This is a genomic window from Bradyrhizobium sp. BWA-3-5 (assembly GCF_032917985.1).
Lineage (GTDB): Bacteria > Pseudomonadota > Alphaproteobacteria > Rhizobiales > Xanthobacteraceae > Bradyrhizobium.
The window spans coordinates 891105-904681 of the sequence record NZ_CP136626.1 but is presented as its reverse complement, the minus strand read 5'-3'; the positions used below and the strand labels follow the sequence as shown (position 1 = coordinate 904681).

17 protein-coding genes are annotated in these 13577 nt (G+C 64.8%); 9 read left to right on the top strand and 8 right to left on the bottom strand.

Going from position 1 to position 13577, the window contains the following annotated elements; all coding sequences use genetic code 11:
• Window positions 1-2: 2 nt before the first annotated feature.
• On the bottom strand, window positions 3-695 hold the full coding sequence (locus RX331_RS04310; RefSeq protein WP_317255408.1) for an ABC transporter permease: 693 nt from the start codon (window positions 693-695) through the stop codon (window positions 3-5).
• An 88-nt stretch (window positions 696-783) separates the two neighbouring features.
• Here RX331_RS04310 and RX331_RS04305 point away from each other — a divergent pair, with 88 nt between their 5' ends.
• Complete coding sequence (locus RX331_RS04305; RefSeq protein ID WP_317255407.1) at window positions 784-1671, top strand: helix-turn-helix transcriptional regulator; 888 nt, start codon at window positions 784-786, stop codon at window positions 1669-1671.
• Window positions 1672-1806: 135 nt separating this feature from the next.
• On the opposite strand, the gene RX331_RS04300 is transcribed toward RX331_RS04305, so the two are convergent.
• On the bottom strand, window positions 1807-2034 hold the full coding sequence (locus tag RX331_RS04300) for a hypothetical protein (RefSeq protein ID WP_317255406.1): 228 nt from the start codon (window positions 2032-2034) through the stop codon (window positions 1807-1809).
• Window positions 2035-2213: 179 nt separating this feature from the next.
• On the opposite strand from RX331_RS04300, the gene RX331_RS04295 reads away from it, so the two are divergent.
• Window positions 2214-2600: a hypothetical protein gene (locus RX331_RS04295; RefSeq protein WP_317255405.1), complete on the top strand. Its 387-nt coding sequence runs from the start codon at window positions 2214-2216 to the stop codon at window positions 2598-2600.
• 72 nt (window positions 2601-2672) lie between these two features.
• Here the strand turns inward: RX331_RS04295 and RX331_RS04290 are convergent, their stop codons facing one another.
• Window positions 2673-3938, bottom strand: coding sequence for a threonine ammonia-lyase (locus tag RX331_RS04290; RefSeq protein WP_317255404.1), 1266 nt, complete (start codon window positions 3936-3938; stop codon window positions 2673-2675).
• Between the two features lie 324 nt (window positions 3939-4262).
• On the opposite strand from RX331_RS04290, the gene RX331_RS04285 reads away from it, so the two are divergent.
• Both RX331_RS04285 and RX331_RS04280 read left to right on the top strand, forming a co-directional pair.
• Complete coding sequence (locus RX331_RS04285; RefSeq protein ID WP_317255403.1) at window positions 4263-4940, top strand: response regulator transcription factor; 678 nt, start codon at window positions 4263-4265, stop codon at window positions 4938-4940.
• Window positions 4937-6886 carry a sensor histidine kinase gene (locus RX331_RS04280; RefSeq protein ID WP_317255402.1) on the top strand — a complete coding sequence of 650 codons (1950 nt, stop codon included), beginning with the start codon at window positions 4937-4939 and terminating at the stop codon, window positions 6884-6886. Before RX331_RS04285 ends, RX331_RS04280 begins: the two co-directional genes overlap by 4 nt.
• Before the next feature lie 90 nt (window positions 6887-6976).
• Here the strand turns inward: RX331_RS04280 and RX331_RS04275 are convergent, their stop codons facing one another.
• Entirely contained in the window at window positions 6977-7267 is a 291-nt protein-coding gene (locus tag RX331_RS04275; protein WP_317255401.1) for a hypothetical protein, read from the bottom strand.
• Window positions 7268-7435: 168 nt separating this feature from the next.
• On the opposite strand from RX331_RS04275, the gene RX331_RS04270 reads away from it, so the two are divergent.
• Complete coding sequence (locus RX331_RS04270; protein WP_317255400.1) at window positions 7436-7744, top strand: hypothetical protein; 309 nt, start codon at window positions 7436-7438, stop codon at window positions 7742-7744.
• Between the two features lie 136 nt (window positions 7745-7880).
• Here the strand turns inward: RX331_RS04270 and RX331_RS04265 are convergent, their stop codons facing one another.
• From RX331_RS04265 to RX331_RS04255, 3 genes are all read right to left on the bottom strand, one after another.
• Complete coding sequence (locus RX331_RS04265; protein ID WP_317255399.1) at window positions 7881-8639, bottom strand: hypothetical protein; 759 nt, start codon at window positions 8637-8639, stop codon at window positions 7881-7883.
• Window positions 8640-8745: 106 nt separating this feature from the next.
• Window positions 8746-9423: a hypothetical protein gene (locus RX331_RS04260; protein WP_317255398.1), complete on the bottom strand. Its 678-nt coding sequence runs from the start codon at window positions 9421-9423 to the stop codon at window positions 8746-8748.
• Window positions 9424-9553: 130 nt separating this feature from the next.
• Window positions 9554-9802 (bottom strand): hypothetical protein, encoded by a 249-nt coding sequence (locus tag RX331_RS04255; protein WP_317255397.1) that lies wholly within the window; start codon window positions 9800-9802, stop codon window positions 9554-9556.
• 148 nt (window positions 9803-9950) lie between these two features.
• Here RX331_RS04255 and RX331_RS04250 point away from each other — a divergent pair, with 148 nt between their 5' ends.
• The 4 genes from RX331_RS04250 (at window position 9951) to RX331_RS04235 (ending at window position 12517) form a co-directional block, all read left to right on the top strand.
• Window positions 9951-10595 carry a hypothetical protein gene (locus tag RX331_RS04250; protein WP_317255396.1) on the top strand — a complete coding sequence of 215 codons (645 nt, stop codon included), beginning with the start codon at window positions 9951-9953 and terminating at the stop codon, window positions 10593-10595.
• Window positions 10596-10855: 260 nt separating this feature from the next.
• On the top strand, window positions 10856-11062 hold the full coding sequence (locus RX331_RS04245) for a DUF2892 domain-containing protein (protein ID WP_317255395.1): 207 nt from the start codon (window positions 10856-10858) through the stop codon (window positions 11060-11062).
• A 5-nt stretch (window positions 11063-11067) separates the two neighbouring features.
• On the top strand, window positions 11068-11613 hold the full coding sequence (locus tag RX331_RS04240; RefSeq protein ID WP_317255394.1) for an RNA polymerase sigma factor: 546 nt from the start codon (window positions 11068-11070) through the stop codon (window positions 11611-11613).
• A gap of 385 nt (window positions 11614-11998) precedes the next feature.
• The gene (locus RX331_RS04235) at window positions 11999-12517 is read left to right on the top strand and encodes an isoprenylcysteine carboxylmethyltransferase family protein (RefSeq protein WP_317255393.1); all 519 of its coding nucleotides are present in this window, start codon (window positions 11999-12001) and stop codon (window positions 12515-12517) included.
• Window positions 12518-12561: 44 nt separating this feature from the next.
• On the opposite strand, the gene RX331_RS04230 is transcribed toward RX331_RS04235, so the two are convergent.
• Window positions 12562-13494, bottom strand: a complete 933-nt coding sequence (locus tag RX331_RS04230) for a DMT family transporter (protein ID WP_317255392.1) — start codon at window positions 13492-13494, stop codon at window positions 12562-12564.
• Between the last annotated feature and the right edge of the window lie 83 nt (window positions 13495-13577).

The window sequence follows — 13577 nt, the reverse complement described above, 5'->3', positions numbered from 1 at the left end:
GGTCATCCCGCCAGTCGTTCGCCGGCACGGCGGGCGGTCCAGGCCAGTGCGTTGACGGTGATCACGATCGCGATGAGCACCAGGCCAAGGCCGACGGCGAGCGGCAGGTCGCCCTTGGACGTCTCGAGCGCAATCGCCGTCGTCATCGTGCGGGTAAAGCCCTCGATGTTGCCACCGACAATGATGATGGCACCGACCTCCGCCGCCGCGCGGCCGAAGCCGGCGAGCAGCGCGGTGACGAGGCTGAAGCGTGCGTCCCAGATCAGCGCTGAGACGCGGCCAAGCGGGCCGAGATTCATCGCGGTGAGCTCGTCGCGATATTCGATCCAGAGATCCTCGATGGTCTGGCGCGTCAGCGCGGCGATAATCGGCGCGACCAGCACGGTCTGCGCGACGATCATTGCGCCGGGGGTAAACAACAGGCCGAACGAGCCGAGCGGGCCGGAGCGCGACAGCATCAGATAGACAGCAAGTCCGACGACCACCGGTGGCAGCCCCATCAGTGCGTTGAGCAGGACGATGACGCCCTGGCGTCCCGGGAATTTCGTCAGCGCGATCCAGGCGCCCAGGGGGATGCCAATCAGCGCCGCCAATACGACTGCAGACAGACTCACATAGAGCGACAGCCGCACGATGGCGAACAGCGCGGGATCCCCGCTGAGCACGAGTTGGAGGGCGGTTGCGTCCTGGGACATGGGATTTCCGTTTGGCAGACATCTTGCGCAGATGGCGCCGATGTGGTCAATTTCTGGAACATCTGCACTTATATGCATATTGGTGCCTATGCCCGAACTTCTGACCACCGACGAGGCGGCTGAATATCTGCGGCTCTCCGAACGCAAGCTCTATGAGCTGGTGGCGAACCGTGAAGTACCCTGCAGCAAGGTGACGGGTCGCTGGCTGTTTCCGCGCACCGCGCTCGACCGCTGGGTCGCCGCCGGGCTGATCGCGCCCGCCGCGCTGGCGCAAGTGGCGGCGCCGCCGATCGTCGGCGGCAGCCACGATCCGCTGCTGGAATGGGCCCTGCGCGAAAGCCATTGTGGCCTCGCAAATCTGCCCGAGGGCAGCGAGGAAGGACTGCGGCGGCTCGTCCGCGGCGAGGTGATGGTCGCGGCGATCCATCTGCACCGGCTCGACGGCGATGACGAAACCGCCAATATCGATGCGGTCGCGGATGTGAGCGGATTGCACGATGCGGTCGTGCTCGGCTTCATCAGGCGTGAGCAGGGTATCCTGGTTGCACCTCGCAATCCGCTGTCCCTGAGCGACATGGCCTCGATCGCCACCTCGCGCGCCCGCATGGCGCAGCGTCCTGCGGGCGCCGGCGCGCAATTGCTGCTGCTGGCGCTGGTTGCCCGCGCCGGCATCGCACTTGAGGATCTGAAACTCACAAAACCTGCCTTCCCGACCGGCCCCGACATCGCGCAAGCCATCCGCGCCGGCCGCATCGATTGCGGGATCGCGACGCGCAGCGTGGCCAAGGCGGCGGGCCTCGATTTCCTGCCGCTCACCTGGGAGCGCTTCGATCTCGTGATGCGCCAGCGCGACTACTTCATGAAGGGGCCGCAGGCGTTATTCGATTTCATGCGGCAGCCAGGCTTTCGCGAGCGTGCGGGCGAGCTCGGCGGTTGTGATGTCAGCGAAGCTGGCGCGGTGCGGCTGGTGAATTAGGGATACCGATCTTTCGGCGTTTAGCTGGCTAAGCTGCGTCCACGGCTGATGCCGCCTGCTGACCCCCACGGACCTCAAACCGTCACCCTTGTTCTTCCAGGCCCGCTCTGGACTATTTGTCCCACCAGGACGCACTCATTTTTTGGTGTCGGTCTGCTTCACGGGCGCGGGCGCGCCATCCTTCTCCCTTTTGATATTGCCCTTGGTGCCGCTCATGCCGGTCGTGTCCATCGCACCATCCGGCTTGGCACCGTCAGTCACTCCGGGTTTCTCCATTCCGGCCTGCGGCGCAGGGCCGGTATTCTGTGCGAAGACGGCCCCGCTTATGAACGCGAGCGCTATGACTGCGATCAGCTTCTTCATCGGTTCCTCCGTGCTGCCCAAGAATAACTCCTCATGCAAAACGGCGTTCCCATCGGCGGGAACCGGGCGGCCAGCAGAGCCCGTCGCATAGGCGCAGGTTCGTCACCGCCACGCCACCAAATCGCCTAACGACTCAACGACGGCTATCACTGCGGGCTGCGGCACCGAGGGAGAAGCTGATGGATACCCCAAAGTCTGCCGACGAGAAAACGTCTGCACCGGAAGAGGCCCTGGCGACACAAGCCGGCAAGGAAAAATCGGATGCTTCCAGCCCGCTGGAGATCAATACCGAACGCTTCAACTCGTCCGTCGCCCGGCTGACCTCGAATTCGATAGACGACCTTCACAAGCTGGCGTCCGAACTGCAGAAGATGCAGGAATTTCTTAAAGCCGAGGTCGACAGCGTGCAGCGCCAGATCGAGAGCGCGGTCGCCGGAATCAATATCATCGTCGATACGATTGGTCCGTGGAAGAACTTCGCGGGCGCGCAGGCACATCCACCAGGTGCACGTAATGCGCGCGCGGGGGGACCGGCGGCCAATCTTGAGCAACGCATTCGCGGGTAGTCGTCTCTATCTCTTTAAGCGAACCGATATCGGTGCGTCGGCCGAGTCGAGAGAACATGCTCGCTCGAAAACTCACCTCCGCCCCGGCAGCCACGCGACGAACCCGGCCTCTTCGAGCCGCTTCATCACCTCATTGAGATGCGCGCGGTCGCGGGTTTCGATCACGACTTCGAGCAGGGTGCCCTTGGCGGGCAGGTCGGAGAACGTGCGCTGGTGCGAGACCTCGATGATGTTGGCGCCGGCGTCAGCGAGTAGTGCCGAGACGGCGGCGAGCTGGCCGGGGCGGTCGACGATGTCGAGCGCGATCTGCGTCAGGCGGCCCTCGCGTGCGAGCTCGCGCGTCAGCACGGAGGCGATCAGCCGCGTATCGATGTTGCCGCCGGTCAAGACGAGACCAACCTTGCGTCCGGCAAAGCGCTCCGGCGCGGCCAGCACCGCGGCCAGGCCCGCCGCGCCGGCGCCCTCGACCACGGTCTTCTCGATCGCGATCAGCATCGTCACGGCACGCTCGATCTGGTCTTCGCTGACGAGAACGATGTCGTCGACGAGGCTTCGGATGATGTCGGTGGTGATCCGCCCCGGCGCCTTCACCGCGATGCCTTCCGCCAGCGTGTCGCCGCGCATCGGCAGATGCTCACCCTTGATGGCGTTGTACATCGAGGGATAGAGCTGCGCCTGCACGCCGATCACCAGCAGCTCCGGCTTCAGCGATTTGGCCGCGATCGCCATGCCGGAAATCAGCCCGCCGCCGCCGATCGGGATCACCAGCGTCTCGAGCTGCGGCACCGCCTTTAGCATTTCGAACGCGATGGTGCCTTGTCCAGCGATGACATGCGGATCGTCATAGGGATGGATCATGGTCAGGTTCTTGGCCTTGCCATGCTCGCGCGCGAAATCGGCGGCAATCTCCAGCGTCGCGCCGGCAATGATGATTTCCGCGCCGTGCCGCCGCGTGTTCTCGATCTTCACCATCGGCGTGCCGACCGGCATCACGATGGTCGCGGGAATGCCGAGGCGGCTGGCGTGGTAGGCGACGCCCTGCGCGTGGTTGCCGGCCGACATCGCGATCACGCCCCGCCGTCGCTCCTCCGGCGACAGCGCCAGCAAACGGTTGAGCGCGCCGCGCTCCTTGAAGGTCGCGGTGAACTGCAGATTCTCGAACTTGAGCCAGAGCTCGCAGCCGCAGATCGCGCTCAGCGTCCGGCTCTGGTCGCATTCGGTCACCATCACCGAGCCGGAAATGGCCGCAGCCGCGGCCCTGACGTCGTCAGGCGTCACAGCGAGGTCTGCTTGCGCAATGGACTGGCTCGGCGGGGCGTTCTTCGGAGCTTTCGGCATTCTGGCAGCCTCAAAGGGAGGCCATCGTATAAGCCTTTTTCGACCACTCTGCTTGCCTCAAATGGTGGCCTTGCCCTTTCGAACATTCTTGTTCAGAAATTCGTGACCGCAGGCGATGAAGCCTTGCTGCGTCACGACTGAGGGAGGTGGGGACATGAAGGATGCTTTGCACGAGTTTGACGCCCCGATCAAAGGCGTGACGGCGCGTCCGACGGCCGGCTGATGTCTCCGCGGAAATCCCGTCCCATGAACATGGGTGTCGCCAAAAGCCGACGCGGGGGTACAGTCGGCGGGGCTGCAGGGACAGGCAGCCGGAGTTTTCAGATGAATTCATTGGGCGAGGCGCCGCAGGTGGAGGCCATCACGGTCGTGCTGGTCGAGGACGACGCGCCGACCCTCTGGCGGCTGCAGGATGCGCTCGTCAAGGCCGGCTATCAGGTCAAGGCCGCAGGCACGCTCCTCGAGGCCCGCGCCTGCCTCGCCGAGGGCGCGCCGCGCGTGCTCCTGACCGACCTTCAACTGCCCGACGGCCACGGCATCGACCTGATCCGCGAAACCCGCCAGCGCTATCCCGATACCGAGATCATGGTGATCTCGATCCTCGGCGATGAAGAGAGCGTGATCTCGGCGATCACCGTCGGCGCCACCGGCTATCTGCTCAAGGACGCCTTCCCGACCGACATCGCCGCCACCGTGCGCGATCTCGTCGCCGGGCATTCGCCGATCTCGGCCTCGATCGCGCGCTTCATCGTGCGGCGGACCCAGAACACGCCGGAGCCGCCGCCTGGCCCCGCGCTCAACACCACCAGGCTGACACCGCGCGAGATCGACATCCTCTGGGGCATCGCCAAGGGTTTCAGCTATGCCGAGATCGCCAGTCATCTCGGCCTGTCGCGCCAGACCGTGCCCGGGCATATCAAGAACATCTATCGCAAGCTCGAGGTCCACACCCGGGGCGAGGCGGTGTTCGAGGCGGTCCAGCAGGGCTTGATCAAGCTGTGAACGATCGCGGCGACGACGCGCAACCGGACCTGCCGGCCCATGAACGCCGGCGGCTGCAGACGTCGCGGCTGATCCAGTATCTGCTGTTGCAGGCCGTGATTTCCGCCGCCTGCGTGCTCGCGCTGTTGCAATCGCTCCCCTCGCCTCCCGCCGAGTATCAGGTCACGGCATTCATTCTCACCGAGGGGGGCGCTGGGCGCGCGGTGATGCTGCCGTATTTCTCGTCGCTGCGGAATGCAACGAACGATCCGCCGCGCTTTGACGGACATTTTGTTCGTCCGGCCGGCGAAGCCGCAGAGGCCTGGTCGGTATATCTGCCGCGCTTCACCAACGGCGTCGAGGTCACCGTCAACGGCGTCGTGGTCCTCGACAGCCGGCGCGATCCCGCCGCCAACCGCCCCGATCGCAATACGCCGGCCATCGCGGTGATTCCGGCATCGCTGCTGCGCGACGGCGAGAACGCGATCACGATCCGCCTGTTCATCTGGGGACCGATCACGGGTTTCCTCGATCGCCTCTATGTCGGCCCGGATCAGCTGCTGCGCCCGAGCTATGACCTTAGAACGCTGATCTTCGTTACGCTGCCGGTGGTGTTCTCGTCCTGGCAAGCGATCCTGGCGGTCATTCTCGGCATCATGTGGGTGATGCGGCGACATGAGCCGGCTTATGGCGTGCTCGCAGCGGCGATGGCGGTCGGCGTCGGACAGGCGTTCCTGCAGACGCCAATGGGCGGCGAGACGCCGCTCTCCAAGCTCAACGTGATCGTGATTTCCTCCGCGCCGATCGAAAGCGCGCTGGTGCTGACTTTCGCATTGCTGCTGTCGGGCTGGAAATGGCAGCGCTATGGCTGGCTCATGTTCCTTCCCGGCATATTGCTGGCGCTGGCCGGCGTGTTCGGAAATCAAGCGCTGGTCCGGGCGCTGTTTCTGATTCTCGCTGTTCCGATGGTCGGCCTATCGCTAGTCATCATGGCCATCGTCATCGCCCGTTCGGCGCTGAAGCGGCCGAACATGGCGAGCTTTTTGCTCGGCTGCGCGGTCACGATCATGCTGACCTGCTGGATCTCCGACCTGCTCGCGGTATTCCAGCTGGTGCCGAACCGCATCTTCGTCTCGCGGCTGTCCTATTCGGTGATGCTGGTGGCGATCGGCGCCGGACTGACCTGGCGGTTCGCCCGGGCGCTGAATCAGGTCGACGGCTTTGCCGGCCGCCTCGTCACCCAGGTGCGCGAAGCCGAAGAGAAGCTGAAGGCCAGTTTCGCCCGCGAGGAGGAGCGCGCCCGCGCCGCGGCGCTGGCGCGGGAACGTACCCGGCTGATGCGCGACCTGCATGATGGGCTCGGCGGGCAGCTCGTCAGCATCGTGGCGCTCAGCGAACGCGGCAATGGCAGCGAAGGAATTGGCGAAGCAGCGCGCGCGGCGCTGAAGGACCTGCGCCTCGTCATCGACTCCATGGACGATATCGGCGGCGACCTGATGCTGGCGCTGGGCTCGTGGCGGGAGCGCGCGATGGCGCAACTGCGCCCGCACGACATCGCGCTCGACTGGCGCGCGGTGACGCCGCAGGGCGTGCCGGTTCATCCCGAGCTGCGGCCATGGCACGTCATCCAGATCGTGCGGCTGCTGGACGAGGCCGTGACCAATGCGGTGAAGCATGCCGCGGCAAAACGTGTGACGGTGAGAATAGAAACGCTGACCGACGAGGATGGCCTTGACCGCGGCTGCATCACCGTCGAGGACGACGGCAAGGGATTTGAGATCGCGCCCGACGGCGGGGCCACTGGTGCCGCGAAAGCCGCGCGCGGCCTGCGCAATATGCGAAGCCGCGCCGCGCGTTGTGGCGCGGAGCTCGACTTAAGCTCCTGCGCCCATGGACCCGATCGAGGTACGCATCTGAGGCTGATATTGCCTCACCGCTTCCCGGACAGCGACGCCGCCACCGGCTAGTTGCAGTACATCGCAGCCCAGACACAAAATCGCGAAAACAACCCCATGCACAGTAGACGGGGCTGATCTCGTCCCGCCCCAGCTTTCGCCTCAGCGGCGGCCGACGCGGTTGACCGGGCCGCCGCGGTTCATCGGGGTGCCGGGACGAACGCCGACGCCGGGAGCACCGACGCCGACCGCGCCGACGCCAACGACTGGGGTCGCGACCACGGCCCCTGCAACCGGCGTCGGCCGCGCCACGCAGCCCTTCGGCACGCCCACCGTCTTGCAGTACACCACCGCCGCCTGGGCCGAGCCCACACCGCCCAGCGCGAACGATGCAAGCACCGAAACCGCCGCCACCGTCAGACCAGCATTCAGCCAACCTGTCTTCCTCAACATGTGTCATCTCTCCCGAATTGGGCGTGCAGCCTTGCGATGTACCGATCGGTCACCGCAGCCGACGCGAGATGTACATGGGCCAACGCAGGGCGCGGCAACATCCCATGAAAATGGTGTGAACGCGCGGGAGGCCGCGGCAACGCGCTTTCCGACGCCCATGAACATGGCATGGACCGGACGCGCAACCTCGACGAGCTTCCGCGCGCTTTCAACCCTCACATTCCCGTCGAAAGGCTAATCATGATGAAATCGCTCGCGGCCACGGCCGCCGTACTGATCCTCACGCTCGCCGCCTGCTCGCTGGCGCAGGCGCAATCCGGTCCCTCGCGCCAGGAGCAGATGGCCTGCCGTTCCGATGCCGGAAAATTCTGCGCCGAGCATATCGGCAAGCCGCCGCAGATGAATGCCTGCCTGCGCGCCAACAAGGCGCAGTTGTCGGACGGCTGCCGCAAGGTGGTTGAGTCACACGGCGGGTAAGCGCTGATCCTCATTCGCCGCCGTTTTCTCTCTAAACGGGGGCGAAGCGCTTACCAGGCAATCACGCCCAAACAGAAGGAGCGCGATGAAGATCGAATTTCATCGCGCCCCGGCAATTGCGACCATAGCCAACCGATCAATCATCCTGATCGAACAGCCTGATCCGCGGCGCCTCACTCCTTGCTGGCTCGGCGAAGATGTCCCTTCGCCCGACCTCGCCAAAGAAGCCCCTCGGCTCGCCTTCTTCGCGGATCCTGATCCGCCGCGGCTCGGTCGCTTCGCGGACCCTGTCCTCGACCACATCGAGTTCCTGCTCGCGCGGCGACTGTTCACGCACTTGCTGTTCCCGCGGCTGCTTCCAGCGGCGCTTGTCAGTCCATTGCTGCCGCCGTTCGGCGCGGCGCTTGTCGACTGCCGCACGCTTGACGTCGGCGCCGCTGGCTCTCGCATAGGATTCCCGAGGCGTGGCGCTCCTGTCGTCGGCCTGTTCAACGGCGTTCGAGGGCTGCGCCGGCGCGGGAGGCGCGGCCGCTACGTTGTCGTTGGCGGTTACGTTGACGGTCTTCTTTTCTTCGGCGGGCGACGCTTCGGCCGCAGGAGCTGCCACTTGTGTGGGCTGCGTGGGTTGTGGCTGAGCCTGTTGCGGTTGAGCCTGCTGCTCCTGTGCCTGCGCGGGATTTGAATTCGTCGTTGCCGGCGCGGCAGCATAAGGCACTGGCTCCGCCGGCGCGGTCGCGACCGGGATAGGTTCCGCGGACATCCTGCGTTCCAGCTTGGAAACCGTCTGCACCGGCGGGTTGGCGATATTCGCCGCCAAGTAGCCACCGCCAAGACCGGCGCCGACCGCGAAGATCACGGTTCCCACACCCGCAAAATAAGCCGTTGATGTCCGCATGTTTCGGCTCCCTCATCCTCGCGGGCAAACGCGTGGACGGAGCCGATGTTCCGGCACATCAAGCTGTGGAGACTGGAACTGGCGGCGCTGTCATTGCAGCGCGCGCTCAGATCATCGCGGCGACCTTTTCCAGGCCGATAATGCGGGCGAGCGAGCGCACTTCGCTCTTCTGATCCTCACGCAACTGGAACAGCAGCGGCATCGCCGCTGATTTCAACTGCTGGACTTCGGCGGATTCGGGATCGATCGGCACGCCCTGCGCATTCGGGTTGGCCTGACGGCCGGCGTGGATCTTGCGGGCGACAGCACGCAGCGCGGTCTCCACCGGCGGCCAGTAATATTCCTGCGACGAGGACAGTTTCAGGCGATCCTTGATCCCGGCGATCTGGGCGTCGCTGAGCAGCGCATAGTTCTTCTGCGGCTGCGGTTGCGGCTTGGCGACGGTCTTGGGCTTCGGCGGCGGCGCGACCGGCGTCACGCTCGGCGCGACCTCCTTCGGCAGGCCGAGATCGGCAGGGGCAGTCGACGCATAGGCCTGGCGCAACGGCTCGCTCAGCGTCGCGGTGGTCTGCGGCGGCTCAAAAGCGGCGGCCGCGTAGCTCACGACGGCGAGCCGGTCCTTCTTGCCTTCCTTGTTCGACACTGGCGCCTGAACGGCAACGGCAGAAGCCGCCGCCAGCTCGGGCTGCGCCATGGGTACACTGTCGCGGCCGATGATCGCCGTGACGGCAGCGCCGACCACGAGAAAACAGATCAGCGCGACGATCGTCATCGTTTTGGTCAAAAAGGTCTCCATTCCCGCCGATGTGTGGCCCTTTTGCCGAAAAACTGCACGACAATTGAGGCTTTACGATGCCGATGGAAGCCTTGTTGCCATCGAAAAGATGGGGAAATCACCCCGAAAAACCACAGAATCAGGCCGCCACGGCGAGTTCGTAGGCGTCCTGGATATCGGCCACAATCTCCGAGGCCTCCCACAGGGCGGTGGGGGCGACCTGCTGCAGGGTGACGGTCCAGTTGCTTTTGCGGCTGCGGGGTGTCTTGACGATCTCGAATTCAATGCCGCGGCAGAGCGGGTGGCGATCGAGCGCATGGGCGACCCGCAGCGTGATCTCCGCAAGTGTCGCCTGGGTCTTGGCAGCAAGATACCGGTCGAAATCCATTTTCAGCCCCCTGTTGCCGTCCGGCCGGCCGTGGCGGCGGACCGTCCTCTGGGGCTATTGTTGGGGCGGATATGGTTAACGGCGCGTTAAGCATTGGACCGGGACGATCCCGGACCGCGCCGAACGACGGAAAGCGGAACGGCCCGGCATGGCTGAAGCGATCTCCCGGACGACATCAGCCGCGCCGTCGGTGCGCGCCGCGCTAACGGCAACATCAGCGATTTCGGTCTTCACGCTGTCGATCGCGACCTTCGAATTGGCGATGGCGGACTGGCCGTCCGGCTTCGTCCTGCTCGTCATCGTGCCGCTGGTGGCGCTGTTGTTCTTCGGCTGCATCATGTGGTCGGCGACGCTGCTGGTGCAGATACGAACCGGCGGTGCGAAGTTCGCCCTGCCCTTCCTGATCTGCGCGCTGACGCTCGCCATCCTCGCCTACGCGCCGCTGCACCGGATCGCCCTGCAGCAGAATTTCACCTGGCACCGGCAAAGCCGCGAGCGGATCGTGGCCCGCATCGAGGCCGGCGAACTCAAGCCCAATGTCAGCTACGACAAGAGCCTGATCGCGCTCGGCGACCGTGGGCCCAACGTTTCCGTGGGCAACGACATCGTCGTCGACGAGGCCAACGAAGGCACCTACGTGCTGTTCCTGACCACGCGCGGCCTGAAACACTATTTCACCGGCTTCCTGCGCGTGCCGCCGGGCGGCGATCCCAACAAGTTCTTCGAGTTCAAACACAAGCCGCCGACCCAGCTCGTCCGCTACGACAAGGATTGGTATTTCGTGGCGAACTAGGACGTAGACCCATGCAGCAAACAGCGTCCCGTTCGATCACCTCTTCGGCGCGGGCGGGAGTTTTGCCGGATCGTATGCCGACGCCCCGGCGACCCGATGCCGGCGTTCCTCAGCGGCTCAGGCCCGCACCGATGCCCACGCCAGCCTGTTGAAACCGCCCCCCCCTCAAATTTTTTTTGTGCCGCGACCCCGGCGCCGGGTTTGCGCCCTCTTGTCTGGGTGAATGCGCCATAGCGGCGTGCGAACCGGAGCACAGAACCATGTGGTATACGAAGAACATTGGCGGGTGGGAGCGCGCGGCCAGGCTGATCGGCGGGGGCTTGATGCTCATCTGCGGCGTGGTTGCGCTGCACGCTTCGCCGCTCGGGCTACTGCTCAGCGGTGCGGGTGTGGTGACGCTGGTCGCTGGCGTGTTCGGCTATTGTCCTGCTTGCGCCGTCGCCGGGCGCGAGCCACTGAAGAGGTGACCGCCTTGGCGCGCGCATCAGGCGATCTCTTGCTCGCGGCACAGTCGGGCGACCGGCACGCGCTCACACAGCTCTTGGTGGCGCTGCAGCCGGACATTCGACGCTACGCCCGGCGCCTTTGCTACCGCACCTCGGTCATCGAAGATGTGGTGCAAGAAGCACTCATCGTGGTGTACCGGCGCGTGGGCACGATCCGCAGTCCAGCCGCACTCGCTGGCTGGCTGCTAACCGTCATCGCGCGCCTTTGCATGCTGCCGGCGCTGATGCTGATGCGCGGAGTCGAGGAGCTCGCCAGCCTGGAAGAGTCACGCGAGCTGGCAAAGGTCCCGCCGGACGAGTTACGCATAGACTTGGTCAATGCGATCGAGTCACTTTCGCCGTCCCATCGCGAAGTGCTGCTGCTGCGAGATCTCGAAGATCTGACGATTGGGGAAATCGCCGGACGGCTCGGCGTGACACGCGAAGCGGCCAAAAGCCGCCTGCGCCGCGCCCGCACATTGGTGCGCGAATACCTGCTCGGCACAAAGGACAGCGGACGAGAGAGCACATGAATTACTTTCGTGGACTCGGCATGTTCGGGAGCGCCTTCCTAGCCGCACACCTGATGCGCGGCGCAGCTGCGGCGGCGCTACTCGCTTGGGCCATCGTCCACCAGACCGCGCACCCTTGGCTATCCCTGGGCGCGGGCGTTGCCGCCCTCGTCGCGCTACGCGGATGCCCGATGTGCTGGACTGTGGGCTTGGTCGAGACGCTTTCGCGGGGCCGTCGCGATTCAAAGATAAGATAGTTGTTTGCGTGCGTGAGCCGGCGCCTCGATGTCGGGGCTGCGCGCCGTGGCCGATGATGATGGGCACTCCATGTTCTGCCGTGATGACGCTATGCTGCAACGGTTCAATTTTGCTGACCGTCTTGCGACAGGACGGGGAAGGAGATGCCATGCCGAAAGCGATCGCGGTATTGGGCTCTGCTCTATTCTTCGTCGTCGCGCCCTTGGTGCTGGCGGGGTTCGTCCCATGGTGGATCACACATTGGGAGTTCCGGCCGGCTTTTTTTGGCTTTGAACTGACCCGCGCCATCGGACTTATGCTGATCATTGCCGGAGCGCCCGGGGTCGTCGATTCGTTCGCGCGGTTTGCACTGCAGGGGCTGGGAACGCCAGCCCCGATCGCGCCGACACAGAAACTGGTGGTCACCGGTCTCTATCGCTACGTGCGAAATCCGATTTACGTCGGGGTCACTGCTGTCATTTTTGGTCAAGCACTTTTATTCGGCGATTGGCGCCTCCTCTGGTATGCCGCGCTGCTCTGGCTCTTTTTCCACGTCTTCGTCCTGGTGTACGAAGAACCAGCGCTCAAGCAGACGTTTGGCGCGCAGTACGAGGACTTTCGGGCCAACGTCCCCCGCTGGGTCCCGCGGCTGACCCCATGGCGCGCCCGCGTAACGCGAGCATCATGACAGCAATTCATCAGACCTGCCGCTCCACGCTTGACATCGGACATTCACGGGCGTGAAGCGATCTCCTTGGCGGGAGCCAGGCGGTGCGGCCACCCGCCCGCGACGGTGCCTAGCGCGATCCCGCCGATGATCAGCGTCATCGCCAGAAACAACGACGGCTCGAGCGGCTCGCCCAACATCAGGGTCGCGCTGATGATTCCGAGCAGCGGCGTCGCCAGCAGGCAGAGCGACGTGGTGACGGCGGGCAGGCTCCGGTTCACCATCGTCATCGCCCAATTGGCGAACGCCGTGCAGACGATCCCACTGTAGAGCATCAGGCTCACGAGACGGCCGCTCCACACGATGCGCGGCGGGCCCTCCGTTATCAGCGCGATGGCCGAGAGCACCGCGGCCGCCAGCAGGACCTGCCAGAACACCAGCTGGAAAGGTGTCGAGATCCATTTGTGGGCCCGGACGTAAACGATGTTGCCGGCCCAGCAGAACGCCGCAAGCAGGATCAGGCCGCTGCCGAACAGGGCATTGCGGTCGCTCCAGTTCAATGTCTGCGGATTGAAGATGACGGCAAGGCCGGCCAGGCCGAAGCCGATCCCGATCGCGCGGTAGCGCGTGATCTGTTCGGACAGAAACATAGCGGCTCCGATCCCGACCCATAATGGCGTCGTATAACCGAGCACGATCGCCCTGCCCGCCGGCACGAATTGCAGCCCGCTCGCGACCAGCGCCGAAAAAGCCACCAGATGCAGCAGCGAGGTGCAGAACACGACCGGCAGGTCGCCGCGCCTCGGAACGATGAACTGCCCCTGCGCCCACAACATCGGCGCCAGCGTCGCGGCGGCGATCATACAGCGCAGCGCGGTCGCCCATAGCGGCGGCACGTCCTGCACGACCATCTTGGTCGCCGGCCAGCTGGTCCCCCACGCCAGCACGACGCCGGCGAGCAGCACCGCCGCGTTGCGGGTTGAAAGTCCACCGGCCATGCCGACTGCGTCCTGTCCTGATGCGTTTCCATTGCCTAGCTCCTGAACTGGCCCTAATGAAAGGACCAGTCTTGGTGATTTAT